This window comes from Xanthomarina sp., assembly GCF_035306605.1.
Lineage (GTDB): Bacteria > Bacteroidota > Bacteroidia > Flavobacteriales > Flavobacteriaceae > Xanthomarina.
In genome coordinates this window covers 63,256-86,940 of sequence record NZ_DATGNR010000047.1, presented here as the reverse complement: position 1 = coordinate 86,940, position 23,685 = coordinate 63,256, and the positions used below count along the sequence as shown (strand labels likewise).

Here is a 23,685-nt window from a genome sequence, read left to right as displayed (position 1 = left end):
ATATAAACGAAACTAATTCACAATCCTTTTTACTTAAATATAGATCTATTACATAGGAATTAAAAAGTCTTATTTTATATAAATATAAGATGTTTCCCGATTTTAATTCGGTAATAACAAGAAAAAGTTTATTTAATCTAAAAGTGGACTTATAATTTCAAATTTTTTATTCTTTCTAGTAAGGTTGGATGAGAATAATGCATGAAAACATATGCTTTATGAGGGGTTAAGTTGCTTAAACTATTTTTTGATAATTTTTTAAGAGAGCTGATAAGAGGTTCAGCTTTATAGGTGTTTTTAGCATAATTATCTGCTTGATATTCGAAGGTTCTAGAGAACCAATTCATAACTAAGCTAGTAACTTCTGAAATTGGGGCATATAGTAACCCAAAGGCAATTAGGCCAATATGAAAACTCGGAGTTTCAACTCCTAAGGCATTTGAAAGTAACGGATTTGAAATGAATATAGATAGAATATAAAGTGTAAACCCAGTTAGTAGGACAGAGGCGATTAAATTAAAAATAATGTGCTTTTTCTTATAGTGACCGACCTCGTGAGCAAGCACAGCCACAATTTCTTCATCCTCTAAATCGTTTATCAATGTGTCATACAATGTTACACGTTTTTCACTTCCAAATCCAGAAAAATAGGCGTTGGCTTTAGTGCTTCTTTTAGAACCGTCAATCACGAAGATTTTGTCTAATTTAAAACCAACCGTTTGAGCATAAGAGGAAATTTTGTTACGTAATTCGCCTTCTTCTAAAGGCGTTTGTTTATTGAATAAGGGCACGATTAATTTTGCATAAAACATATTTATAAAAACAGTAAAAACTGCTATTAATGCCCAAGCGTATAGCCAAAAATTGTTTTCAGCAAATTGATAAAACCAAATTATTAGTGCTAGAATACCCCCACCTATAATACCAAGCATAACCCAGCCTTTTATTTTGTCTAAGACAAAGGTTTTTTTAGTGGTTTTATTAAAGCCAAATTGTTCTTCAATAACAAAGGTTTTGTAGTATGAAAAAGGTGTTGAAAGGAAATCGCTGCCAATCATGATTATTCCGAAGAAAATCAGGGCTATCAAAATTGGGTTGTCCGAATAGCTTCTAGCAATGTTATCTACAAATTCAAAACCATCAAAAATTAAAAAAGCAAGAGTAAGCACAATGGAAAATGTGGAAGTAAACAGTCCAAACTTATAATTTGTTTTTTTATAGGCTTGAGATTTTTTGTATTCTGTTTCATCATATACGTCTTGAAGCTCTTGCGGAACAGGATCATTAAAATGTTTTGCGTTTAAAGCATCAAGGACTTTATCTATAATGAAATTGATAATTATAATGGCAATTATAATGTAGAATAGGGTAGTGGCTGTCATGAGAATTAAATTCCGATTCGGTTATATTGAAATTTGGGTATTGTAAATTGTTTATTGTTGAACTTTTAGAGGAACGCTCGTTGTCTTTTAGCTTCAAAAATAAGAATTCCGGCTGCTACAGAAACGTTCATGGAATCTATTTCTCCTTGCATTGGTATTTTAATGTTCTGTTTAGAAGCTTTTCTCCATGCATTACTAAGTCCATTGGCTTCTGTTCCAACTACAATGGCAGATGCTTTTGCGTAATCTTGTTCATGATAATTCACAGACTCTTGCAATATAGCACTATAAATATCGATATTGTTACTGTTTAAAAATTCAATGATTTCTTCTGTAGTACCAGTGCCAATTTGATTGGTGAAAACACAACCTACACTTGAACGTATAATATTTGGATTGTACAAATCAGTTTTTGGATTAGCAATAATTACAGCATCTACATTAGCCGCATCTGCAGTGCGTAAAAGTGCACCTATGTTACCTGGTTTTTCAGGGGCTTCAGCAACTAATATTAATGGGTTTTTTGATTTGAATCTTAGGTTTTTAAGTAAGAAGTCTTTGGCTTTAGCAACTGCAATTATACCTTCTGTAGTATCTCTGTAAGCGAGTTTTTGGTAAACTTCTTTAGAAATTTCTATGGTGTTTCGCTGTGAAGTTATCAAGTTGTTAAGTTGTTCTTCAGAAAATAAATCTGGAAAAAATAAAATGGTATCAATGGAATAATCTCCTTTTATTGCTAAACTAATTTCTCGAGCACCTTCAATTAAAAATAATCCAGATTTTTTACGTGCTCTAGATTTTTCTTTAAGTTGAAATAGTTCTTTAATATAAGCGTTTTGGCTACTTGTTATTTGCTTTATCATCGTGTGCAAATTTAGTTTTTTCAATAATAATTTTAAATGAATGAATTAGATACTTTTTGCTTCAAAATAATTAACAATTAAAGCAACAACATAACTATAACTTTCCATACCTTCTTTTTGGTTGTTGGCAATTAAATAACTGTTATAGGTTTTTTTAAATAAGGGTTCGGCCGGATTTTGATAGCTGTCCCAAAAGTTCTGTACCTCCTGATAGTTTTTCAAAATACCTTTGTTTACGGTTTTTAAAATATCAAAATACAATTCGTTGTCGCGTTTGTAAATTTCAAGCAAACAATGTTTTAGTAAAAAAGTATAACCACTATAATTAAAATAAGGGTCTTGGTGATTTATAGCTGCCAATCCACCAATAAAATTGGCTTCATTTTCCTTAGCATAACCTAATTGATGTGCAACTTCATGCGATGCAACTACCGGAAATCTATAAGGAACAATATAACTGTTAATTTGTGCTTCGTTTGTTAATGGATTTAAATAACCGCTAAAACCCATATAAGTTAATGGTAAGCTAAACAACGATTTTTTAATACTTTTTGGATGATATTTTAAATGAGGGAATTCATTTTCTATAGCTTCATAACCTTTTGGAACTAAATTTATTACTTCATTTTTACTATAAGGTAAATTAATTTTGTTCGAGTCGTTTTTAGTTAATTCTAAATGAACTGCATTCGATTTTTTAATTAATTTTTCAGTTACCGTAAGTAGTTGTTCTGTAGAATATTCAGCATCTAAATTTAAGCTTTCATGTAAGGGTAGTCTGTGGTAATTCATTGCCCAAAACAAATGAAAAGCAATAAATATGATTGAAATAAAAGCAACCACATCAATCAGCCAAAGTTTAGTGTCTCTTATAATTCGTCTTCTATTTACAATAAACCATCTAGCCATATAAACAATTGCGAAACCGTAAATTAAATCTCCAAATGAAAACGGAACCCATCCTAGTGTAAAACGGAATATACTGGAAATAATAGGATATAGACCTAAGCTGTAGTAAGTTTCAACAACTTCAGGGAATTGTTTTAAAAGCTCGACTATAAGTAATAATGGAACTAGGGAAAAGGCAATATATGGTTTTGGGTTTTTCAGCATCCTTCAAAAATAGGTAAATGTTTTAATACTCTACAAGATATAAGTACCTTTGTAAAACATAAAATTACAGATATGAATTCAGAAATAAGAAACCTAGAGCCAAAACAACTTTGGAATAAATTTGCCGATTTAAATGCTGTGCCAAGAGCTTCAAAAAAAGAAGAACAGGTAATTGCTTTTATGAAGGATTTTGGTGAAAAGTTAAACCTTGAAACTATTGTGGACGAGGTTGGAAACGTTATTATTAAAAAACCAGCGACTCCAGGAATGGAAGATCGTGTAACTGTTGTTATGCAGTCTCATTTAGATATGGTTCACCAAAAAAATGCTGATACCAATTTCGACTTTGCTACACAAGGAATCGATATGTATGTTGATGGTGATTGGGTTCGTGCAAAAGGAACAACTTTAGGGGCCGATAACGGTTTAGGAGTAGCAACTATTATGGCCATTTTAGAAAGCACTGATATTCCTCATCCTGCTATTGAAGCTTTATTTACTATAGATGAAGAAACAGGAATGACAGGTGCCATGGGTTTAAAAGGAGGCTTGCTGGACGGTGAAATTCTTTTGAATTTAGACACGGAAGAAGATGATGAAATAGGGGTTGGTTGTGCCGGTGGAGTGGATGTAACCGCTACAAGAACTTATAATGAAGAAGAAACTCCTGAATTTAAAACAGGTTTTACTATTGAAGTAAAGGGATTGCAAGGAGGACATTCAGGAATGCAAATACATGAAGGTTTAGGTAATGCCAATAAAATCATGAATCGTTTGATGTTTGATGGTTTTGAAAATTTTGGATTGCGTATTTCTGAAATTGATGGAGGAAGTTTAAGAAATGCTATTCCTAGAGAAAGTAGGGCTATTGTTGCAATCGATTCTGTGCATGAAGAGGCTTTTGTTTCAGAACTGACAGAGCTTGCTAATGAGATTAAAACAGAGCTTAAAACTATGGAGCCAGATTTAGAGATTGTTGTTTCTAAAACAGCTACTCCTAAAAATATTATGGATTTAGGGGTTCAAGAAGGTTTAACAAGAGCTTTGTATGCAGCACTAAACGGTGTATACAGAATGAGTGCAGATATTCCAGACTTAGTTGAAACGTCGAACAACATAGCAAGAGTAATTGTAAAAGACGGTGAAATTAAAATTGGTTGTTTAACACGTTCTTCTGTAGAAAGTTCAAAATGGGATTTAGCAAACATGCTTCGCGCAACTTTTGAATTAACAGGATGTGAAGTAGAGTTTTCTGGAGATTATCCAGGTTGGAAACCAAATATGGATTCGGCTATTTTAAAAGTATTGGATAGTTTATACGAGAAAATGAATGGGCAAAAAGCTCATGTTGCTGCATGTCATGCGGGATTGGAGTGTGGAATTCTTGGACAGAATTATCCAAACATGGATATGATTAGTTTTGGACCAAATATTAAAGGAGCGCATTCTCCAGATGAAAGAGCTCAAATATCTTCAGCTCAAAAATATTGGAAATTTGTATTAGAGATTTTAAAACAGATTCCTAAGAAATAATTAGTATAAATACCATAAATAAAAAAAGCAGCTCAACGAGCTGCTTTTTTTATTTCTTTATATTAATTGGATGTTATTCTGCTATTCCAACAATTTCTAAATCAAAAACTAAATTGCTGTTTGGTGGAATTGGTCCCATACCATTTGCTCCATAACCTAAATAACTAGGAATAAAAACACGAGCTTTATCTCCAACATTCATGTTAAGCATCGCTTCTCTAAAACCAGGAACAAGACTCGCTGTTTCGTTATAGATCATAGGGAATGGTTTGTACCCTCCTTGAGCATCACGTTGTTCGTTATATTGGTTGTTTTCTTTAGCTACACTAGCCCATGATGTGTCAAATAAGCGACCATCTTCAAAAAAACCAGCATAGTCTACAAGAACTTTCTGAGAAGAATTTGGTTTTACAGCATCTTCTGCTTGCTTAGTGAAAAGCATAACAACGCCAGTATCTAGTTTTTTAACTGTACCACCTAAATCGGCATTTTTAGTTAAAAAAGTTTCTGCAGCTGCTTTAGCACCATCTTTAAGTTTTTGGTTTTCTGCTTCTTTTAACTGATTTTGTTTTTCTTCAATTTTAGGAAGTTCTTCAGTATAAACTTTAGCAGCATCAAAAGCTTCAGCTTCTTTTCCTTTTCTAATAATGTTAATTGCTTCAATAACAACTGGCTCTTTAGGCTTATTGTCTGCTCTGTTTGTTTCTACATTAGAAATACTATCTTGAACTTCTAATCCTTGTACTAGTTCTCCAAAAACAGCATGTCTGTTATCTAAATTAGGTGTAGGGATTTCAGTTATAAAAAATTGACTTCCATTAGTTGCAGGACCAGCGTTAGCCATAGATAAAATACCTGGTTTATCATGTTTTAAATTTGGGTGAAATTCATCCATGAATTTATATCCAGGACTTCCAGCGCCCGTTCCAGATGGATCTCCACCTTGAATCATAAACTTATCTATAACTCTGTGAAAGGTTGTTCCATCGTAATATCTTTTTCCTTTTAAAGAGTCCGGAAGGTTTGGATGTGTACCTTCAGTTAAAGCAACGAAGTTAGCTACAGTAACAGGAACTTCATGGTAGTGTAATTTAGCTAACATAATACCTTTGTTAGTAACAAATTCAGCGTATAATCCGTCTTCTAAATCAGGATATTTTTGCTGTTCGCAAGCTGTTAAACTTACGAAAAGTGCAAGAAATAAAATTTTCATAGTATGTTTTAAGATGTTCATGTGTTTTTAATTTTCGGTTGTAAAAATAGTATTTTATTAAAAATTTAATTGGAATTATTTGTCAATAATTGAGTTTACAGAAACCTCGCATATTAGGGGCACATTAACTCCTATTCTGTTTTCGTCTCCATAGTAGCCGTAAGCTTTCTGTGAAGGGAACATAAAGGTAACTGTTTCACCAGGTTTCATAAGTTTTAAACCTTCTCTTAAACCCGAAAAAAGTTCTTGTTTATCCATTACGTAGGTTTGGTTTTTAAGCTCTTCCTGTGAATAGATTAGTTCGTTGTTTAAGGTTTTTATATTGTAGTTGAAATTGACGATGTCTCCAAAATCTGGCGATATTAAGCTGTCGGCCTGTTTTACGTTGTAGTAATACCAAAATCCATTTGCTGAAGCTATATATTCTAGCTCAGGATTTTCGGCCATAATTTTTTTAATATAGGCTTCTTCTCGTTCTTTAAGTTTAATATTTCTTTCAACAGATTCGTCGATAAACGATCCTGATTTTGAGGAAACTGGTCGTCTAGCTTCAGGCGATTTGCAAGCTACCAGAAGTAAGGTGCCTATTAGTATGGTAATAATTCTACTCATTGTTCAGGGCGTTTTTATAATGAGGCAAGATACTAATAAAATTTTCAACTGTAGATTTTAAGTCTAAATCACTTTTCCCACCTGCTGCGTTGGTGTGTCCTCCGCCTTCAAAATGCGCTCTAGAAAATTCGTTTACAGAGAAATTTCCTTTAGAACGTAAAGAAATCTTTACAATGTTGTTTTGTGAGTCTTCTATAAAAATAGCTGCAAAAATTATGTTGTTTAGTGAAAGTGCATAATTTACAAAGCCTTCAGTATCACCCTTTTTAAAGTTGAATTGATTAAGCTCATCTTGTGATAGTGTAATGTACGCGGTTCTGTATTCTGGTAAAACTTTTAAATTACTTAAAGCGCAACCTAAAAGCTGCATACGTTCGTAACTGTTGTTGTCGAAAATCTGGTTGTAAATTTCTGAATGATTTGCTCCCAAATCTATCAATTCTCCGGCAATTAGATGAGTTCTACTAGTTGTTGAAGGGAATCTAAACGATCCGGTGTCTGTTAAAATTCCAGCATACAAACAACTAGCTATATCCTTATCTAAAAGGTTTTTGTCACCAAGCATTTCGATGAAATTATATACCATTTCGCAGGTGGAGCTTATGCTAACATCAGAATACATATAGGTTGCGTAGTCTTCTGGTTGCTGATGATGATCTATCATGATTTTTAAAGCATTACTAGAACTAAGTACTTCCTCCATGTCACCCGCTCTATCGAGTGCGTTAAAGTCTAAAGTAAAAATTACTTCAGCTTTAGAAATTAAGGCATCACATGCTTCTTTTTGTAGTTCATACTTGAGGATTTTAGACTCTTTAGGCATCCATTTCAAAAAGTCAGGGTAATCGTTTGGAGCAATAACAGTTGCGATTTGTTTGTGCTTCAATAGATATAAATATAAACCTAAAGTAGAACCAATAGCATCTCCATCTGGGTTTTTATGAGGAACTATAACTACTTGTTTAGGTGTTTTTAACAGCTGATTGATTTTAATGATATCGTCTTTTTCCATAGGTAACAAAGATACAATTATTTAATATGTGATTTTAAGGTTTTTTTATAGAAAAGCGTTACTTTTGCACCCAAATTAAAAAAATATTAAATGGCAACTAACAGAACATTTACAATGCTTAAGCCAGATGCGGTTGAAAAAGGACACATTGGCGCAATCTTAGAGAAAATCAATGCTTCAGGTTTTAGAATCGTAGCTTTGAAATTAACACAATTGACAAAAGCGGATGCTGAGGCATTTTATGCAATCCACAATGAAAGACCTTTCTTTGGAGAATTGGTAGAATACATGACTCGTGGTCCTATTGTAGCTGCTATTTTAGAAAAAGAAAACGCTGTAGAAGATTTTAGAACTTTAATTGGTGCTACTAATCCTGCAGATGCTGCTGAAGGAACTATTAGAAAATTATATGCTGCTTCTATTGGAGAAAATGCTGTACACGGAAGTGATAGCGATGAAAACGCTGCTATTGAAGGAGCTTTTCATTTTTCAGGAAGAGAAATGTTTTAAATAAATCAAACTTTAGAAAAGTTTAAATTAAGCCTGGAAAAGTAGTTTTTCAGGCTTTTTTGTGTTTTATAGAGCTTGTCTGAATAAAAAATCTGAACACCAATCAACTTCTCATTTAATTTGTTATAAGTCTTATAAGTAATGATCAGGTAGTAAACCATATATAAAACAAAAAACCCACAGCTTCTGCTGTGGGTTTTGTTCTAAAAAGATAATCGTATATATTATAAAACTCTTACGTTTATTGCGTTTAATCCTTTTTTACCTTCTGTCAATTCGAATTCAACGTCATCGTTTTCACGAACTTCGTCAATTAATCCTGAAATGTGTACAAAATGTTCTTGGTTTGAACCTTCTTCTATGATGAAACCAAATCCTTTGGCATCATTGAAAAATTTTACTGTTCCTTTACTCATTATAAATTTTATTAAATTAATTATTAATTATAGTGCAAACAGCGTGCCAGGAATTTAAATCAGGTAATTTAATCTTAGTTATTTATCGTAACACCAATTTCTTTATCACATTTTTACCAAGAGCTTCATTTAACATAGAAATAATTTTTTCTTTCCCATAACTAAGTTCCTCTCTTAATACACTAGAACTTAGTTGTACAAATAGTGTGTCGTTTTTTAATTGAATATCAGTTGTGTAATTATTTACGCCATTTCCCATCATATCTCTCCAGGTGTCTTGTACATTAACTACATCTAAACCGTATTCAAGTTTGTTGGTTTCTACAAATTCTTTAAGAGCATCTGCAATGCTTATATGTTCGTTGTTTCGTTTTGCCATAATTTGAGGGGGTTATTTTGTGACGTCAATTGGAGTGAATTTCTTATATAAAAATACGGCTTTATTTTTGTTTGTAACTTTTAGCTGCTCATTATTTGCAAATAAAACAGTTTCTTTCCAAGAGTCGAAAGGTGTTTCGTAATATAGGTTTAAACTGTCATTTTCAATTTTAATAGAAAATTTTTCAGTATCGTTTGATGTCTCGTACGTGCCATCGAAAGCAGGTTTTAGTTTTATTCTGAATCCAACCAAGCTGTCCGAAACTTCAATATAATCTACAGTGTCGTTGTAATTATATTTTTTCTTGCTGCCATCCGGTAATTGAACTTCTTCAATTTCCCAATAGCCTTCTAGATGGTTAATATAGGTTTCAGGATTATTGGAACAGCTACTTAGTATTAGCAAACAAAAGATTAGAATGTAATATTTAAAATTCATGGTGTTCTAGTTTTATTTAATACTTCTTTTTAATTTAAAGTTTGAAAATTTCATAAGCCTGATGCACTTGTTTTATAGCTTTTTCAGTTCTATCAGCATGAGTGTCACTTATAAACAGCTGGCCAAAATTTTCGTCGTCTACCAATTTAATTATTTGCGAAACTCGGTTTTCATCTAGTTTATCAAAAATATCATCTAGTAACAAAATTGGGTTGTCGCCACACTGGGCTTTTATAAAGTCGAATTGAGCTAGTTTTAATGCAATTAAAAATGATTTTTGCTGTCCTTGACTTCCGAACTTTTTTATAGGGTGTTGTTCTATTTCAAAAACCAAATCGTCTTTATGTGTTCCAACGCTTGTGTAGTGCAATGCTTTATCTTTGTTTATGGATTTCTTTAATAGGTCTTCAAGTTTTCCTTCTGTTAAATCGCTAGTGTAAATTAAATTAACATCCTCATTTCCATTGCTTATAGCCTTGTAACGATCTTTAAAAATAGGAATGAAAGTTTTTAGGAATGCTTGTCTTTTTTCAAAAATAATTTGACCGTAATTATCCAGTTGCTTGTTGTAAATATCTAAAGTATCGGCATTGAATGTGTTGTTTAGTGCAAAGTATTTTAAAAGCGAATTTCTTTGAACGAGAATCTTGTTGTAGTTAATTAAAGTGTCTAAATAAAGTTTGTCACTTTGCGAGATTACACCATCTATAAATTTTCTTCTCGTCGTACTGCCTTCAATAATTAAATCTCGGTCTGCAGGCGAAATAATTACTAGAGGCAAAAATCCAATATGGTCACTAAATCTATCGTAATTTTTTCCGTTGCGTTTAATAACTTTTTTTTGTCCTTTTTTTAAGCTGACTACAATTTTTTCGGTTTTACCGGCTTTTTCATAGTCGCCATTAATCACAAAAAAACTTTCATCATGTTTAATGTTTTGTGAAGAAATTGGGTTAAAATAACTTTTTCCAAAAGATAAATGGTAAATGGAATCTAGGATGTTAGTTTTTCCAACACCGTTGTTTCCAACAAAACAATTGATCTTGTGATTGAACTCAAAAGACTGACTTTCAAAATTTTTATAATTTAGTAATGAAAGTGATTTTAGAATCATAAAAAAGGTGCTTAAATACTGTTTTAAATTATTAAATGTATATGTTGCGCAAAATATTGAAAAATAACAAATAATAGGCTTTTAAATATGAAGAAAAATCATATTTTTGCCACGCATTAATTAAAAAAATATGGCAACTTACAAGAAAAGAGGTTACAAACCAGCTACGAAAGAAGAGAAAGAGCATGAGATTGTTGACAATTCAACAACTGCTGAAGTTTTTAACACCTTAGATGAGTCTGCTTCCAAAGCAGAAGATTGGGTTATTTCAAACCAAAAATACATTTTCATTATTATTGGTGTAGTAGCCGCTGTGGTGTTAGGTTATTTAGGTTATAACGAATTTGTAGCAAAACCAAAACAAAACGAAGCGATGAACGAAATGTTCCAAGCTCAAAAATACTTCAACCAAGCAGTAACAGGAGTGCAAAAGGACTCTCTATACACTTTAGCCTTAAATGGAGGTGAAGGGAAATTAGGGATGCTTGATATTGCTTCAGAGTACAGTGGGACTTCTGCTGCTAATTTAGCTAATTATTATGCTGGAATGGCTTATTTAAACTTGAAGGATTACAAAAATGCAGTAACGTACTTAAACGATTTTTCTAGTAAAGATTTAGTTTTAGCTCCAATGGCTAAAGGAAGTATTGGTGATGCTTTTGTACAGTTAAACCAACAAGAAGATGCCTTAGATTATTATGAGCAAGCAGCTAAATTAAGATCTAATAGTTTTACTACACCATTATACTTATTTAAAGCAGGTGTTGTAGCTATGGATTTAGGGAAAGCCGATAAAGCTTTAACTTACTTCAACGATATTAAAGAAAATTATGCGTCTTCTACCGAAGCTGAAAACATTGATGTGTTTATTGGTAAAGCGCAAGCCTTGGCTAACAAATAAATTTCCCGATTTCTCGGAAAAACACATGGCAACAGAAAATAAAAATTTATCGGAATACGATAAAGCTACAATCCCAAGCGCGAAGAATTTTCGGTTTGGGATTGTTGTTTCAGAATGGAACGACACTATTACTGAAGGTTTGTATAAAGGTGCTTATAGCGCTTTAATAGACAATGATGTTTTACCTGAAAACATTATCCGTTGGAATGTTCCAGGTAGTTACGAGCTTATTTTTGGCTCTAAAAAAATGCAAGAAAAAGGCGTTGATGCTGTTATTGCCATTGGAAGTGTGATTCAAGGAGAAACTAAACATTTCGATTTCGTGTGCGAAGCAGTTTCACAAGGAATTAAAGATTTGAATATACTTCACGATATTCCTGTTATTTTTTGTGTGTTAACCGATAATAATTTGCAGCAAGCTATCGATCGTTCTGGTGGAAAGCATGGTAATAAAGGAACAGAAGCTGCTATTGCTGCCATAAAAATGGCGGTATTAAATAAACTTTAAGCCTTTATTATTAAGCTTCTTGTAGGTTTGCAAGTTGCTAGCTATCATATTCTTAATTTTTGAAAATAAAACTCGCCATCTATAGAGCGATAGATTTCTTTATGGATAAAAATTACCTTAGATGAAATCGGATTATTTTTATAGAAAGCATTACGGATGTTAACAATTTTTGGCATTTCAAAAGCCTGTTTTTCTTTGTTTTTTAAGTATTTTTGAAAGATATCAAAGTATAGTAGTTGTGGCATCATTCAAAAAGAATAGACAATTTAATTTCAAGCCTAAATATCCAATTGAAACCACCGAAAATAAGGAAAAGGATATTCAGTCAAAATGGCATGAGTTAAAACAAGGTAGAAAGCGTAAAAGTAGCATTTTAACTTCACCTTGGTATATGGTCTTGTTTTTGATAGCTATTTTAGTGCTTTGGTATTATTTAAGCGGTTATGAATAGATGATATTATGGGGATTTTTAAAACAAGAAAAAACAAAAAGTATAGTTATACACCTAGACATTATAAAGGTGAAGGCAGTCCATTTGAAATAAAACACAAGTTCGACGACTTTAGAAGTACAGTAGGAAACAATAAAGGTTTAAAAAATAAACTTGTTTCTGCACTAGAAGACTATAAGTACAATCAAAACAATACAGCAAATAAGAGAGTTTTAATAATAATTGGAATTTTAATTTTGATTTTCCTTTTAATTATTGAATTCGATTTATCCATTTTCTTTTAAATACGCTCATGTCAGATATTATTCAGTTATTACCAGACCATGTGGCGAATCAGATTGCAGCAGGAGAAGTTGTTCAACGTCCTGCTTCTGTCGTTAAGGAGCTCATGGAAAACGCCTTAGATGCTAAGGCAACTATAATAAAACTTTTAATTAAAGATGCAGGCAAAACCTTAGTTCAGGTTATCGATAATGGTTCAGGAATGAGTGTTACCGATGCAAGATTAAGTTTTGAACGCCATGCTACTTCAAAAATACGTTCTGCAGAGGATTTATTTCAATTAAATACTAAGGGGTTTCGAGGTGAAGCCTTAGCAAGTATTGCAGCTATTGCTCATGTAGAACTTCGGTCTAAACAAGAGGAGGATGAGGTAGGAACACAATTAGTTATAGAAGGAAGTGAAGTAGTTTCACAAGAGGCTGTTGTTACGCCTAAAGGAACTTCAATTGCAGTTAAAAATTTATTTTTTAATATTCCTGCTAGACGTAACTTCTTAAAATCTAATCAAGTTGAAACTCGTCATATTATTGACGAATTTCATAGAGTGGCTTTAGCGCATCCAAATGTTCAGTTTGTCATGTATCATAATGGGAGTGAGGTTTTTAATCTTCCGGAAAGTAATTACAGACAACGTATAGTTAATATTTTTGGTCCTAAAACTAATGAGAAATTAGTGCCAGTTAATGAAGAGACTGAAGTAGTTAAAATCTCTGGTTTCGTCGGTAAACCAGAATATGCAAAAAAAACCAGAGGAGAACAATTCTTTTTTGTAAACGACAGATTTATAAAAAGTGCTTATTTAAACCACGCCATTTCTTCGGCTTTCGAAGGGCTTTTAAAAGATAGTACACATGCTAGCTATTTTTTAAATCTAACAGTTAACCCTGAAACCATTGATATAAACATTCACCCAACTAAAACAGAAATTAAGTTTGACGATGAGCATACGCTTTATGCTATTTTAAGGGCCTCAGTTAAACATAGTTTAGGACAATTTAATATTGCACCTGTTTTAGATTTTGATAGAGATGCTAATTTAGACACACCTTACAATTACAAGGATATTCAAAATCCGAGCACTCCAAAAATTGAAGTCGATAGAAGTTTTAATCCCTTTCAAGAAAAACAGATTTCTGGTAAGCAGACTACCGCTTTTAGAAAACAAACACCTTCTAATTGGGATAGTTTGTATGTTGGATTAGAGTCCAAAGGCACACAAACACAGCAGGATTTTACTAGTATACAATTTGAAAGTGAAGAACAAACAGGTTCTATTTTTAAAGATCAATCTCAAGTTGAAACGAAACAAAGCACGTTTCAAATTCAGAATAAATATGTGATTAGTACTATTAAATCTGGTATGTTAGTTATTGATCAATATCGGGCACATCAAAGAGTGTTGTATGAAGATTTTCTGAAAAACATGACTGTGAAACAAAGTATGAGCCAACAGTTATTGTTTCCTATTAAATTACATTTCTCACCTCAAGAGATTGATATTTTAAAACAAGTAAAAGAGGATTTAGAATATACAGGATTTTTGTTTTCCGACCTTTCAAAAGATAGTATTGAAATTTCTGGAGTTCCAATTCGAGTTCCAGAAAGTGAGGTTTCTGTTATTTTAGAACAGTTAATTAACGATATTGAAAACGAAGTTCCAGATAGTAATTTTAGTCCAACAGATTTGTTGGCAAAGTCCATGGCAAAAAGCTTGGCAGTAAAAACAGGGCAATCTCTTTCAGTACTTGAACAGGAACATTTGGTGAATAGTCTTTTCGGTTGTAAAGAACCAAATATGTCGCCAACAAATAAAACTACATTCGTAACGTTAAGTGTAGAGGAATTGGATAAAAAATTTATATAAGTACCAAGTCTTATGATGAATAATATTACAGATACCGTAAAACATTTAATTATTATAAACGTAATAATGTTTATAGGAACCTTGACTATTGGAGGACAGGCTTTTGGTGATAATACCTTGTTTTATGATTGGTTTGCATTGCATTTTCCTAAAAATGAAATTTTTCAGCCATGGCAAATTATTACGCACATGTTTATGCATGGAGGGTTTATGCATCTTCTGTTTAACATGTTTGCACTTTGGATGTTTGGTACAGCGGTAGAGCAGCAGTTTGGAACTAAGAAATTCTTGTTTTTTTATATTTCATCCGGATTAGGTGCAGCACTTTGTATGATTGGGTTTTATTATTTCCGATTTTATTCAGGCTTGGCCATTTTAAACGAATCTGGTTTTGATGAAGCGCAGACCTTTCAAACCCTAAAATCAGGGTATAGCATGTATGATAGACGATGGAGCGAATTTTTAAATCAGGAGCAATTACAGCATTTTGTTGGAGTGTTCAATAGTACCATGGTTGGTGCTTCCGGTGCTATTATGGGGGTTTTGGTAGCTTTTGGAATGTTATATCCAGAATCTAAACTTATGCTTATATTCTTACCAGTGCCTATTAAAGCCAAATACTTTATTCCAGGGATTATAGCCTTAGATTTAATTTCAGCAGTTACTGGTCAATCGTTTTTTAGTCCTAGTAACACAGCTTACATAGCTCACGTTGGAGGGGCTTTAACAGGGTTCTTGATTATGTGGTATTGGAAAAAAACACAGTTTAATAAAAATAGATGGAACTAAATATGGCCACGCTAAACAAAGACATACAAGATAAACTTCAAAACCTGAATGTGTTCGAGAAAATTATAGGGGTTAACCTCGTTCTTTTCTTCGTAGGCTTGTTTATAAGAGTGGTTTTTAATATTAATAAAAGTTTAGGATGGTTAGAACTGCCTAGCGACTTTTTTGATGCCATATTACAGCCATGGAGTATTATTACTTATGGATTTACACACTATGATTTTTGGCATATTTTATTTAATATGTTGTGGCTCTATTTTATTGGAGGGATGTTTATGAATTTATTTTCTCCCAAAACTGGGTTAAATATCTATTTTCTAGGTGTTATTTCTGGAGGACTTTTGTTTTTGTTGGGTTATAACGTATTTCCTAACTTGTTTACTGGAAATACTCGATTGGTTGGAGCTTCGGCTGGGGTTAGGGCGTTATTGATTTTTTTATGTGCATATATGCCGCATATGGAAGTTCGGTTTTTTACGTTTAACCTAAAACTTTGGTACGTTGGAGCTGCTATAGTTGTTATTGATGTTTTGGGGCTTTTTGGAATGAATTCTGGTGGAAATCTAGCTCATTTGGGTGGCTCTTTGTTGGGATACTTTTATGCGGTTCAATTAAAAAAAGGGACAGATATAGGTAAAGGATTCGAAGGGTTGATGGATAGAGTGGGGAGTATGTTTAAAAAGTCGGGTAAATCGCCGCTAAAAACTGTCTATAGAAAAAAAACTGAAAACTTTGGTGGTTACTCCAAATCTGAATTTAACGAATTAAATAAACAAAAGAAGATTGATGTTATTTTAGATAAAATAAGTAAAAGTGGTTACGATAGTTTAACTAAAGAAGAAAAAGAGTTTTTATTCAAAGTAGGTAAATAGTACCGAGTATATATGAAAAACCTTAAGCTTTTCGAAAAATTTATTTACCTGGTTAATGCTATGGTGGCTACCATGCTTTTGCTATCCTATATACTTCCTTATTTTCCACCAAAAAACTTTGCGCTGCTTTCGGTTTTAAGTTTAGGAATGCCATTTTTAATTTTACTCAACGCTCTTTTCTTTATTTATTGGCTCATAAAAGTAAAAAAGCAGTTAATCTTATCGTTTGTAATTTTAGTTATTGGTTATTTTATTTTTGGATCGTTCTATAAATTTTCAACGTCTGATGTAGAACCTGATAAAACAGACCTTTCTGTAATGAACTATAACGTTCGGTTGTTTAATATTTACGACTGGATTCCTGAAAAAGGTATTGAAACCAAAGCCGTAGACTTTATAAAGTCCAAAGCCCCAGATGTTTTAAGTTTACAAGAATATCATCCACACAAAAACGTGGATTTATCTTTTTTTAAATATAAATACGAAAAATTATCTGGAAATAAAGTGAAATATGGTCAAGCTATATTTTCGCAATATCCAATAATTAATTCGGGTTCTATAAATTTTCCAAATACTTCAAATAACGCCATTTTTGTTGATATAGTAAAAGAAAAAGATACAGTACGTATTTATAGTGTTCATTTGCAGTCTTTGCGTATCGATGCTAACGTTGAAAAGCTTAAAAAGGAGGGTTCTGAATGGATTTTAAAACGTATTGAACAAACCTTTAAAATGCAACAACAACAAGCAGAAATGTTCGTAGAACATAAAGCTGCAAGTCCTCATAAAATGATAATTTGTGGAGACTTTAATAATTCGGCATTTTCCTATGTGTATAAAGAAATTAAAGGCGATTTAAAAGATGCCTTTAAAATAGCAGGAAATGGTTTTGGTAGAACATATGATTTAAAGTTTTTTCCAGTTAGAATAGATTTTATCTTTGCCGATAAGACGTTTGAAGTGACCGATTTTAAAACTTTTGACAACAAATTTTCAGATCATTATCCACTTTTAGCAAGCTTTAAACTTCTCCCGTAACTTTTGTATAAATGAATTGGTTATTATTGATTATTGCAGGTTTATTTGAAGTAGCTTTTGCTGCTTGTCTAGGTAAGGCAAAAGAAACTACTGGAAACGAAATGATTTCCTGGTACGTTGGCTTTTTAGTTTGTTTAACTATCAGTATGTACTTGCTCGTAAAAGTAACTCAAGAGCTTCCTATTGGAACTGCTTATGCTGTTTGGACAGGAATTGGAGCAGTAGGTACTGTACTTGTTGGAATTTTTATTTTTAAAGAACCAGCTAGTTTTTGGAGAGTTTTCTTCTTATTTACTTTAATAGCTTCTATTGTTGGATTAAAGTTTGTTTCAAACTAATAAATTACATCATCAAACAGTCTACCGAATCAGCAATAATATGGATGACTAAGCCCAAACCTATTATTCTAGTTTTCTTTGGAAGTAGTAATAGTATATAAAGGCCTATGGCGTAATAACTGTGTAGTGGATGGAAATTGATACTGCATCTATTTGGGTCAAACATCGGATTGGCTAATAGATGATCTAAGTCTATAAATATTCCGCAAAGCATAATTAAAGCTGCTGACTTCCAATGAGATTTAAAAAATAATAGAGCAACTGCAATTGGGACTAAAAAGTGGATGCCATAATGTAAAATAGACTGCAACATTACAAGTGCTTGTATTGGTTTTCCAAGTAATTTAAAGAGTTTGGACCTTCACTAAACAGTAAATCCAAAATACTTAAATTAGGAATAAATCCATGTTTGCTGTTAAATACTTGAATATACTGGTCAAAATTATAAGAACGTTCCTTTCTAGCATTGGCAAGATATCTGAAATCTAATTTGTCTTCAACATTTTTTTGATAGACTTCAGTTTTTAAGATTTTTAAATCCCATTGTAAACAGTCTAATATTGTGTTAAAGCATTTTAGATTGAAATCTAATAAAAACTCTGCCTTCTCTGTAAATAAAGGGTGGATTTCATCTTCATAAAACTCAAAGTAAGGAGAGGTTCTGTAAGCTGTTTCTAAAGATTTCCAATGAATATCTTGCCAGTTTTCAGCGTTATAAATCTTGAGATCGCGATATTTTTGTCGTTCTTTCTGCGAATGAATTATAGGAATACTAAGTTGTAGCTTGCCATTAGCTCCATAGATATATGTTCTATTTCTATAAGTTTGCTTCTGGTAGTTGTCGTCCATTTCAAACGTAACCTCGTCGGCCTGGGCCATAGCTACGGCGTGGGCTATATTAGGAAAATATGTTGGATGGATAAGAACCTTCATTGTTTGTGTTGGTTTCTATTAACTTGGTAAAATTGTCTCTGTTGAGGTATTTTAAAACGATACAACTAACTATTTGCTTTTTTACGTTTTCTCCATTGGTTAAATCCAAACCAACCTGCAAGAACTATTAAAAACGGAATTAAATATGAAACAGGTTCGCCACTTCCGTGAACGGTTGTAAAGAAACGTTCCCAACGTGGTTTTCCAAATCTATCCCAACTCATCCAAATAAGTACTGGTTTGCCTACTACGTGATCGAAAGGTACAAATCCCCATGTTCTTGCATCTTGTGAATTATGACGGTTATCTCCCATCATCCAATAGTAATCATTTTTAAAAGTATAAGTACTTGCAACTTTTCCATTAACATAAATCTGGTTACCTTTTACTGTAAGTGTATTGTTTTCATATTCAGATATTACGCGTTTGTACAATGGTAAATTGTCTAAGTTTAAATCGATAGTAGATCCCGCCTTAGGAATAAAAAGAGGACCAAAAAAATCGTTGTTCCAATTGTAATTTGGATCGTGAGGAAAAACGCTAGGTTCTCGTTCGCCTTTTTTACGTTTTAACGATTCCACACTTCCTACATTTGGATGGTTCTTAAATTGACTCAAGGCTTCATCTGTTATCCCTGGAAAATAACTTAAAGAATAATCTTGATTGTATTGTGGTAAATCTGTTATGCCATATCTTTTGGTTAACTGTTCGTTATTGAATGGGCCACTTTTTGTTTCTATTTTATATGAAAATTGAAGTTTAGCTCTGTCAGGTAGTTCGTTTTGTTTCCCGTTAATATATACATATCCATCACGAATTTCTAGAGAATCTCCAGGCAATCCAACACAACGTTTTACATAATTGGTTTTTTTGTCAATTGGTTTGTAGTGATTTCTGTCAGTATATCGCATATTTAACATGGTGTCTACTGGCCAGTTAAATACTACAATGTCGTTGCGTTTTATGTTTTGAAAACCAGGAATTCGCATATATGGCAAAGAAAGTTTATTTACAAATGCTGTATTTTTCTTTTCTACATTATCATTATATAAATAGGACTTCTTTTTAATAAAAGGAATCGTGTCATGTACCATTGGGGCCCCGATAGTGGTCATTGGAACACGAGGACCGTAATGAAATTTACTTACAAACAAGAAATCTCCAACTAATAAAGACTTTTCTAAAGAAGAGGTTGGAATGGTATAAGGTTGTATAAAGTAAGTATGAACAATGGTAGCAGCAACAATGGCAAATAGAATAGAACTTACCCAATCTCCAGCTGCCGTTCTAGGTTGTAAACTTCGGTCTTTTACATGTTCTAAATCTAATCCGTAATTAAGATAAAAGTTGTAAAAACCTAAACTAATAATTGCTAAAATTGTATCAGTATTAGAGTGTCTTCCAAAGCTTCTAGCTGTTTCTACCCAAACTACAGGAAACATTATAAGGTTTACAATAGGCAAGAAAAGTAGAATCGTCCACCACCATGGTCTATTGATTATTTTCATTAAAACAACCGCATTGTACACAGGAACAAATGCTTCCCAAGCTTGTCTACCAGCTTTAATGTATAATTTCCAAGTTCCTAATCCATGAATAACTTGAATAGCCATCAAGAAAATAAGCAATTGCGTTATGGTCATAATATTGTTTTTGTTTTTTTATTAGTGTAATATCACTAAAAATTGTTACTCGATTTATAGGTTTTAACCAATATTTAATACATCTTTCATGGTGAAAATCCCTGTTTTACCTAGAATCCATTCGGCTGCAATTATCGCACCTAGTGCAAAGCCTTCTCGGTTGTGGGCGGTATGTGTTATCGTAATACTATCAGCTTCACTTGTATAGGTTATTTCGTGAGTGCCAGGAACTTTATCAATACGTTTAGCTGTAATTGGTACAACTTTTTCTTGAACTTCATTTAAAAACCACTTATCGTACTTTTGATGTAGGTTTATTATTCCTTCTGCTAAACTAATGGCAGTTCCACTTGGAGCATCAAGCTTTTCAGTGTGATGAACTTCTTCCATGGATACATTATATTGGCCTAGATTGCTCATCATTTTAGCTAAACTTTTATTTAACTCAAAAAAGATATTAACGCCAAGGCTATAATTTGAAGCATATATAAAAGCTCCTTTGTTTTCTTGGCAAAGTTTAACAACGCTTTCATAACTATCAAGCCAACCAGTGGTTCCTGAAATAACAGGAACTCCTAATTTTATACATTTGGCAATATTGAAAAAAGCAGCTTTAGGAACACTGAAGTCAATGGCAACATCTGCTAAATTGAGGTCGTAGCCATCTTCGTCATTTGTTTTTATAACTATTTCATGGCCTCGTTTCAGAGCAACCTGTTCAATAGTTTTTCCCATTTTTCCGTATCCTAATAGTGCTATTTTCATTTTAAAACTTAAAGTTAAGTGTTAGTCCAAGGTCTCCTACATTATCCATTTCATTAATTTTATAATGAGGTTTTATCGATAATTTATCGTCCACGTTATATTGTAATAAATGCGCGTCTACGTTGGCGTCTATTATGTTTAATGCGTAAATTCCAATGGTTACTAGTAGTGAGAGTTCTCTGTTTCTACCAAAATTTTTCTGAGCTTCACGTAAGCCATCTGTTGTTACTGTTCCAAAAAACTCATCGTCTTCAAAACCAGCTAAACGTCTTTTGTAAGCATCTCTATATCTATGGTATTCGTTGTTGTTATCTATATAAAAATATAGTCCCACTCCCAAGCCTGCGTATACAATGGGGATTTTCCAGTATTTTTTATTGTAGGCTTGTCCAAGCCCTGGAAGTACAGCAGAATAAAAGGCAGCTCGTGCTGGAGCTAAAGGGTCGATTGGATCGGTGATGATGACACTTGACTCTACGACCAACTCTTCTGTTGGAATATTGTTCTCGTTCTTTTTTTTGTTTTCAGTTTTGTCTTCTTGAGCCAGGGTTGAAAAACAAAATGCAAGTAAAAAAACAGTTAATATGGCCTGTTTATTTAGCACCCTTAATAAGTTTTAACATGCGGTTAAAGTCTTCTTCTGAATTGAAAGGAATAGTAATATTCCCTTTACCATTCTTAGAAATCTTAACGTTAATTTTTTGTCCAAAGTATTCCGATAAATCTTTAGCAGCACTTTTTAGAAAAGCTGGAACCTCTGTTTTTTGAGGCGCTTTTCCTGAAGTTTTCTCTTGGAAAGCTTTAACTAGTGCTTCTGTATCTCTAACAGAAAGCTTGTTACTTATAATTTTCTCGTAGATGTCCAATTGAATGCCTTGATCTTCTATGTTAATGATAGCTCTTCCATGACCCATGGAAATGAATCCATCGCGCATTCCTGTTTGAATAATTGGATCTAGTTTTAATAAACGCAAGTAGTTAGCAATTGTTGAACGTTTTTTACCAACACGCTCACTCATTTGCTCTTGTGTTAAATTAATTTCGTCTATTAATCTTTGGTAAGACAAAGCAATTTCTATAGGATCTAGGTCTTGACGTTGGATGTTTTCAACCAATGCCATTTCTAAAGATTCTTGATCATTAGCTATACGAATGTATGCTGGAATTGTTTGAAGCCCAATTAATTTAGAAGCTCTAAAACGGCGTTCTCCAGAAACTAATTGAAATTTATTGAACTCTAATTTTCTAACAGTTATAGGCTGAATAACACCTAATTCTCTTATTGAAGAAGCAAGTTCTAAAAGGGTTTCTTCATTGAAATTGGTTCTTGGTTGAAATGGGTTGATTTCTATAGTATCAATTTCCAATTCAACTATACTACCAATAACTTTATCTGCATTTTTATCTTGTACCGACGAAATGTCGTTTGATGGATCCTTTAAAAGAGCCGATAATCCTCTACCTAAAGCCTGTTTTTTTGTTGCCTTCGCCATTTTTAGGAGTTTTTAATAATAAGTTCTTTAGCCAAACTTAAGTAATTACTAGCACCTTTGCTACTAGCATCGTAGTTTATAATGTTTTCACCGTAGCTTGGAGCTTCGCTTAAACGTACATTTCTTTGTATTATGGTTTGGAATACCATATCGTTAAAGTGCTTCTGTACTTCTTCTACCACTTGATTAGATAAACGTAATCGAGAGTCGTACATTGTAAGTAATAGCCCTTCAATGTCTAAAGTTTGATTATGTACTTTCTGAACACTTTTAATTGTGTTTAATAATTTTCCTAATCCTTCTAAAGCAAAATATTCGCATTGAATAGGAATAATAACCGAATCCGAAGCTGTTAGTGCGTTTAATGTAAGCAACCCAAGAGATGGTGCGCAATCGATTAAAATAAAATCATACTCGTCTTTTATTTCTTCTAAAGCCTTTTTAAGCATATATTCACGCTCTTCCTTATCAACTAGTTCAATTTCTATAGCAACTAAGTCTATATGAGAAGGAATTACATCAAGATTTGGAGTGTTGGTTTTTAATATGGCTTCTTTTGCACTTTTTGTATGCTCTAAAAGTTGGTAGGTTCCAATTTCTACAGTATCAACATCCAAGCCCAAGCCAGACGTAGCGTTAGCTTGTGGATCGGCATCTATTAATAATACTTTTTTTTCAAGCACCCCAAGAGAAGCTGCTAAATTAATAGATGTGGTTGTTTTTCCTACACCACCTTTCTGATTAGCAATTGCTATTATTTTACCCATTAATGATTTGGTTTTTTATAACGGTAAAAATACAATTATTTGTGAGTTTAAAAAACGGAATTTGTTAACAAAAAGAGCTACTTCTTAAAGTGGCTCTAATAATTTATAGGTTTTAATTAAAAACTAAATTATATAAGTCGCTTTTAGTTGAAAACCAGATGCTTTATACGAGCTTTCTAATTTGCTTAAGTTATCCGTGGAGGAAAGTTCAAATTTATTTTCTGGCTGATAGATTACATTGAAATCAATTTTTTGTTTTCCAAAATGAATATAAGTCCCAATACCAACATTGTAGGCTAATTTGTTTGTAGAGTTAAATTCGATTTTTTGAGCTCCAAAAATAGCGTCCTGAATAGTGATGCTTGACTTGGAATTAAAAATAAAACCACCATTCAAGCCTAAATAAGGACTAAAAGTTTTATTTATGTTGTTAAATGTGTAACGAGTTCCAACCAT

29 protein-coding genes are annotated in these 23,685 nt (G+C 32.7%); 11 read left to right on the top strand and 18 right to left on the bottom strand.

Annotation, left to right across the window (positions count from 1 at the left end; genetic code table 11):
• Positions 1 to 149: 149 nt before the first annotated feature.
• The 3 genes from VKY41_RS07360 to VKY41_RS07350 all read right to left on the bottom strand — a co-directional run bounded on the left by VKY41_RS07360 (position 150) and on the right by VKY41_RS07350 (position 3,358).
• Entirely contained in the window at positions 150 to 1,382 is a 1,233-nt protein-coding gene (locus tag VKY41_RS07360) for a M48 family metallopeptidase (RefSeq protein WP_500813792.1), read from the bottom strand.
• A 65-nt stretch (positions 1,383 to 1,447) separates the two neighbouring features.
• A complete protein-coding gene (locus VKY41_RS07355; protein WP_500813791.1) occupies positions 1,448 to 2,245 on the bottom strand; it encodes a TrmH family RNA methyltransferase in 798 nt (265 codons plus the stop codon).
• Between the two features lie 45 nt (positions 2,246 to 2,290).
• The gene (locus VKY41_RS07350) at positions 2,291 to 3,358 is read right to left on the bottom strand and encodes a DUF3810 domain-containing protein (RefSeq protein WP_500813790.1); all 1,068 of its coding nucleotides are present in this window, start codon (positions 3,356 to 3,358) and stop codon (positions 2,291 to 2,293) included.
• Positions 3,359 to 3,430: 72 nt separating this feature from the next.
• Between VKY41_RS07350 and VKY41_RS07345 the strand changes: the two genes are divergently transcribed.
• On the top strand, positions 3,431 to 4,891 hold the full coding sequence (locus VKY41_RS07345) for an aminoacyl-histidine dipeptidase (protein WP_500813789.1): 1,461 nt from the start codon (positions 3,431 to 3,433) through the stop codon (positions 4,889 to 4,891).
• 73 nt (positions 4,892 to 4,964) lie between these two features.
• Here VKY41_RS07345 and VKY41_RS07340 read toward each other — a convergent pair whose 3' ends face one another.
• The 3 genes from VKY41_RS07340 to VKY41_RS07330 form a co-directional block, all read right to left on the bottom strand.
• Positions 4,965 to 6,104, bottom strand: coding sequence for a peptidylprolyl isomerase (locus tag VKY41_RS07340; RefSeq protein ID WP_500813788.1), 1,140 nt, complete (start codon positions 6,102 to 6,104; stop codon positions 4,965 to 4,967).
• A 75-nt stretch (positions 6,105 to 6,179) separates the two neighbouring features.
• Positions 6,180 to 6,716 carry a gliding motility-associated peptidyl-prolyl isomerase GldI gene (gene gldI, locus VKY41_RS07335; RefSeq protein ID WP_500813787.1) on the bottom strand — a complete coding sequence of 179 codons (537 nt, stop codon included), beginning with the start codon at positions 6,714 to 6,716 and terminating at the stop codon, positions 6,180 to 6,182.
• The gene (locus VKY41_RS07330; protein ID WP_500813786.1) at positions 6,709 to 7,728 is read right to left on the bottom strand and encodes a DHH family phosphoesterase; all 1,020 of its coding nucleotides are present in this window, start codon (positions 7,726 to 7,728) and stop codon (positions 6,709 to 6,711) included. Before VKY41_RS07330 ends, gldI begins: the two co-directional genes overlap by 8 nt.
• Positions 7,729 to 7,818: 90 nt before the next feature.
• On the opposite strand from VKY41_RS07330, the gene VKY41_RS07325 reads away from it, so the two are divergent.
• Positions 7,819 to 8,238: a nucleoside-diphosphate kinase gene (locus VKY41_RS07325; protein ID WP_500813785.1), complete on the top strand. Its 420-nt coding sequence runs from the start codon at positions 7,819 to 7,821 to the stop codon at positions 8,236 to 8,238.
• Positions 8,239 to 8,462: 224 nt separating this feature from the next.
• On the opposite strand, the gene VKY41_RS07320 is transcribed toward VKY41_RS07325, so the two are convergent.
• The 4 genes from VKY41_RS07320 to recF all read right to left on the bottom strand — a co-directional run bounded on the left by VKY41_RS07320 (position 8,463) and on the right by recF (position 10,585).
• Positions 8,463 to 8,654 carry a cold-shock protein gene (locus VKY41_RS07320; RefSeq protein WP_500813784.1) on the bottom strand — a complete coding sequence of 64 codons (192 nt, stop codon included), beginning with the start codon at positions 8,652 to 8,654 and terminating at the stop codon, positions 8,463 to 8,465.
• Between the two features lie 82 nt (positions 8,655 to 8,736).
• A complete protein-coding gene (locus VKY41_RS07315; RefSeq protein ID WP_500813783.1) occupies positions 8,737 to 9,033 on the bottom strand; it encodes a DciA family protein in 297 nt (98 codons plus the stop codon).
• Positions 9,034 to 9,045: 12 nt separating this feature from the next.
• Positions 9,046 to 9,471 carry a hypothetical protein gene (locus VKY41_RS07310; protein WP_500813782.1) on the bottom strand — a complete coding sequence of 142 codons (426 nt, stop codon included), beginning with the start codon at positions 9,469 to 9,471 and terminating at the stop codon, positions 9,046 to 9,048.
• A 34-nt stretch (positions 9,472 to 9,505) separates the two neighbouring features.
• Positions 9,506 to 10,585 (bottom strand): DNA replication/repair protein RecF, encoded by a 1,080-nt coding sequence (gene recF / locus VKY41_RS07305; protein ID WP_500813781.1) that lies wholly within the window; start codon positions 10,583 to 10,585, stop codon positions 9,506 to 9,508.
• 130 nt (positions 10,586 to 10,715) lie between these two features.
• Here recF and VKY41_RS07300 point away from each other — a divergent pair, with 130 nt between their 5' ends.
• The 9 genes from VKY41_RS07300 (at position 10,716) to VKY41_RS07260 (ending at position 17,628) form a co-directional block, all read left to right on the top strand.
• On the top strand, positions 10,716 to 11,486 hold the full coding sequence (locus tag VKY41_RS07300) for a tetratricopeptide repeat protein (protein WP_500813780.1): 771 nt from the start codon (positions 10,716 to 10,718) through the stop codon (positions 11,484 to 11,486).
• Between the two features lie 25 nt (positions 11,487 to 11,511).
• Entirely contained in the window at positions 11,512 to 11,994 is a 483-nt protein-coding gene (ribH, locus tag VKY41_RS07295) for a 6,7-dimethyl-8-ribityllumazine synthase (protein ID WP_500813779.1), read from the top strand.
• Between the two features lie 238 nt (positions 11,995 to 12,232).
• On the top strand, positions 12,233 to 12,445 hold the full coding sequence (locus tag VKY41_RS07290) for a hypothetical protein (RefSeq protein WP_500813778.1): 213 nt from the start codon (positions 12,233 to 12,235) through the stop codon (positions 12,443 to 12,445).
• An 8-nt stretch (positions 12,446 to 12,453) separates the two neighbouring features.
• Positions 12,454 to 12,729: a riboflavin synthase subunit beta gene (locus VKY41_RS07285; RefSeq protein WP_500813777.1), complete on the top strand. Its 276-nt coding sequence runs from the start codon at positions 12,454 to 12,456 to the stop codon at positions 12,727 to 12,729.
• An 8-nt stretch (positions 12,730 to 12,737) separates the two neighbouring features.
• The gene (mutL, locus tag VKY41_RS07280) at positions 12,738 to 14,591 is read left to right on the top strand and encodes a DNA mismatch repair endonuclease MutL (RefSeq protein ID WP_500813776.1); all 1,854 of its coding nucleotides are present in this window, start codon (positions 12,738 to 12,740) and stop codon (positions 14,589 to 14,591) included.
• 15 nt (positions 14,592 to 14,606) lie between these two features.
• Positions 14,607 to 15,380: a rhomboid family intramembrane serine protease gene (locus VKY41_RS07275; protein WP_500813868.1), complete on the top strand. Its 774-nt coding sequence runs from the start codon at positions 14,607 to 14,609 to the stop codon at positions 15,378 to 15,380.
• Positions 15,381 to 15,382: 2 nt separating this feature from the next.
• Positions 15,383 to 16,252 (top strand): rhomboid family intramembrane serine protease, encoded by an 870-nt coding sequence (locus tag VKY41_RS07270; RefSeq protein WP_500813775.1) that lies wholly within the window; start codon positions 15,383 to 15,385, stop codon positions 16,250 to 16,252.
• A gap of 12 nt (positions 16,253 to 16,264) precedes the next feature.
• The gene (locus VKY41_RS07265) at positions 16,265 to 17,290 is read left to right on the top strand and encodes an endonuclease/exonuclease/phosphatase family protein (RefSeq protein WP_500813774.1); all 1,026 of its coding nucleotides are present in this window, start codon (positions 16,265 to 16,267) and stop codon (positions 17,288 to 17,290) included.
• A gap of 11 nt (positions 17,291 to 17,301) precedes the next feature.
• A complete protein-coding gene (locus VKY41_RS07260) occupies positions 17,302 to 17,628 on the top strand; it encodes a DMT family transporter (RefSeq protein ID WP_500813773.1) in 327 nt (108 codons plus the stop codon).
• Positions 17,629 to 17,632: 4 nt separating this feature from the next.
• Here VKY41_RS07260 and VKY41_RS07255 read toward each other — a convergent pair whose 3' ends face one another.
• The 8 genes from VKY41_RS07255 to VKY41_RS07220 form a co-directional block, all read right to left on the bottom strand.
• Complete coding sequence (locus VKY41_RS07255) at positions 17,633 to 17,941, bottom strand: DUF6122 family protein (protein WP_500813772.1); 309 nt, start codon at positions 17,939 to 17,941, stop codon at positions 17,633 to 17,635.
• Entirely contained in the window at positions 17,941 to 18,561 is a 621-nt protein-coding gene (locus tag VKY41_RS07250; RefSeq protein ID WP_500813771.1) for a WbqC family protein, read from the bottom strand. The genes VKY41_RS07255 and VKY41_RS07250 overlap by 1 nt, the downstream gene beginning before the upstream one ends.
• Positions 18,562 to 18,626: 65 nt before the next feature.
• Complete coding sequence (lepB, locus tag VKY41_RS07245) at positions 18,627 to 20,204, bottom strand: signal peptidase I (RefSeq protein WP_500813770.1); 1,578 nt, start codon at positions 20,202 to 20,204, stop codon at positions 18,627 to 18,629.
• A gap of 63 nt (positions 20,205 to 20,267) precedes the next feature.
• A complete protein-coding gene (dapB, locus tag VKY41_RS07240; protein ID WP_500813769.1) occupies positions 20,268 to 20,969 on the bottom strand; it encodes a 4-hydroxy-tetrahydrodipicolinate reductase in 702 nt (233 codons plus the stop codon).
• A 1-nt stretch (position 20,970) separates the two neighbouring features.
• Entirely contained in the window at positions 20,971 to 21,573 is a 603-nt protein-coding gene (locus VKY41_RS07235) for a DUF5683 domain-containing protein (protein ID WP_500813768.1), read from the bottom strand.
• Positions 21,563 to 22,462, bottom strand: coding sequence for a ParB/RepB/Spo0J family partition protein (locus VKY41_RS07230; protein ID WP_500813767.1), 900 nt, complete (start codon positions 22,460 to 22,462; stop codon positions 21,563 to 21,565). The genes VKY41_RS07235 and VKY41_RS07230 overlap by 11 nt, the downstream gene beginning before the upstream one ends.
• Before the next feature lie 2 nt (positions 22,463 to 22,464).
• The gene (locus VKY41_RS07225; RefSeq protein WP_500813766.1) at positions 22,465 to 23,229 is read right to left on the bottom strand and encodes a ParA family protein; all 765 of its coding nucleotides are present in this window, start codon (positions 23,227 to 23,229) and stop codon (positions 22,465 to 22,467) included.
• Between the two features lie 123 nt (positions 23,230 to 23,352).
• Positions 23,353 to 23,685 (bottom strand): hypothetical protein, encoded by a 333-nt coding sequence (locus tag VKY41_RS07220; protein ID WP_500813765.1) that lies wholly within the window; start codon positions 23,683 to 23,685, stop codon positions 23,353 to 23,355.

Coding starts and splice junctions, on each gene's coding strand:
- VKY41_RS07355 (WP_500813791.1), bottom strand. CDS start 2,245: ATGATAAAGCAAATAACAAGTAGCCAAAACGCTTATATTAAAGAACTA.
- VKY41_RS07285 (WP_500813777.1), top strand. CDS start 12,454: ATGGGGATTTTTAAAACAAGAAAAAACAAAAAGTATAGTTATACACCT.
- VKY41_RS07325 (WP_500813785.1), top strand. CDS start 7,819: ATGGCAACTAACAGAACATTTACAATGCTTAAGCCAGATGCGGTTGAA.
- mutL (WP_500813776.1), top strand. CDS start 12,738: ATGTCAGATATTATTCAGTTATTACCAGACCATGTGGCGAATCAGATT.
- recF (WP_500813781.1), bottom strand. CDS start 10,585: ATGATTCTAAAATCACTTTCATTACTAAATTATAAAAATTTTGAAAGT.
- gldI (WP_500813787.1), bottom strand. CDS start 6,716: ATGAGTAGAATTATTACCATACTAATAGGCACCTTACTTCTGGTAGCT.
- VKY41_RS07350 (WP_500813790.1), bottom strand. CDS start 3,358: ATGCTGAAAAACCCAAAACCATATATTGCCTTTTCCCTAGTTCCATTA.
- ribH (WP_500813779.1), top strand. CDS start 11,512: ATGGCAACAGAAAATAAAAATTTATCGGAATACGATAAAGCTACAATC.
- VKY41_RS07360 (WP_500813792.1), bottom strand. CDS start 1,382: ATGACAGCCACTACCCTATTCTACATTATAATTGCCATTATAATTATC.
- VKY41_RS07260 (WP_500813773.1), top strand. CDS start 17,302: ATGAATTGGTTATTATTGATTATTGCAGGTTTATTTGAAGTAGCTTTT.
- VKY41_RS07340 (WP_500813788.1), bottom strand. CDS start 6,104: ATGAAAATTTTATTTCTTGCACTTTTCGTAAGTTTAACAGCTTGCGAA.
- VKY41_RS07270 (WP_500813775.1), top strand. CDS start 15,383: ATGGCCACGCTAAACAAAGACATACAAGATAAACTTCAAAACCTGAAT.
- VKY41_RS07255 (WP_500813772.1), bottom strand. CDS start 17,941: ATGTTGCAGTCTATTTTACATTATGGCATCCACTTTTTAGTCCCAATT.
- VKY41_RS07230 (WP_500813767.1), bottom strand. CDS start 22,462: ATGGCGAAGGCAACAAAAAAACAGGCTTTAGGTAGAGGATTATCGGCT.
- VKY41_RS07315 (WP_500813783.1), bottom strand. CDS start 9,033: ATGGCAAAACGAAACAACGAACATATAAGCATTGCAGATGCTCTTAAA.
- VKY41_RS07220 (WP_500813765.1), bottom strand. CDS start 23,685: ATGGTTGGAACTCGTTACACATTTAACAACATAAATAAAACTTTTAGT.
- VKY41_RS07300 (WP_500813780.1), top strand. CDS start 10,716: ATGGCAACTTACAAGAAAAGAGGTTACAAACCAGCTACGAAAGAAGAG.
- VKY41_RS07320 (WP_500813784.1), bottom strand. CDS start 8,654: ATGAGTAAAGGAACAGTAAAATTTTTCAATGATGCCAAAGGATTTGGT.
- VKY41_RS07310 (WP_500813782.1), bottom strand. CDS start 9,471: ATGAATTTTAAATATTACATTCTAATCTTTTGTTTGCTAATACTAAGT.
- dapB (WP_500813769.1), bottom strand. CDS start 20,969: ATGAAAATAGCACTATTAGGATACGGAAAAATGGGAAAAACTATTGAA.
- VKY41_RS07265 (WP_500813774.1), top strand. CDS start 16,265: ATGAAAAACCTTAAGCTTTTCGAAAAATTTATTTACCTGGTTAATGCT.
- VKY41_RS07250 (WP_500813771.1), bottom strand. CDS start 18,561: ATGAAGGTTCTTATCCATCCAACATATTTTCCTAATATAGCCCACGCC.
- lepB (WP_500813770.1), bottom strand. CDS start 20,204: ATGACCATAACGCAATTGCTTATTTTCTTGATGGCTATTCAAGTTATT.
- VKY41_RS07330 (WP_500813786.1), bottom strand. CDS start 7,728: ATGGAAAAAGACGATATCATTAAAATCAATCAGCTGTTAAAAACACCT.
- VKY41_RS07345 (WP_500813789.1), top strand. CDS start 3,431: ATGAATTCAGAAATAAGAAACCTAGAGCCAAAACAACTTTGGAATAAA.
- VKY41_RS07275 (WP_500813868.1), top strand. CDS start 14,607: ATGAATAATATTACAGATACCGTAAAACATTTAATTATTATAAACGTA.
- VKY41_RS07225 (WP_500813766.1), bottom strand. CDS start 23,229: ATGGGTAAAATAATAGCAATTGCTAATCAGAAAGGTGGTGTAGGAAAA.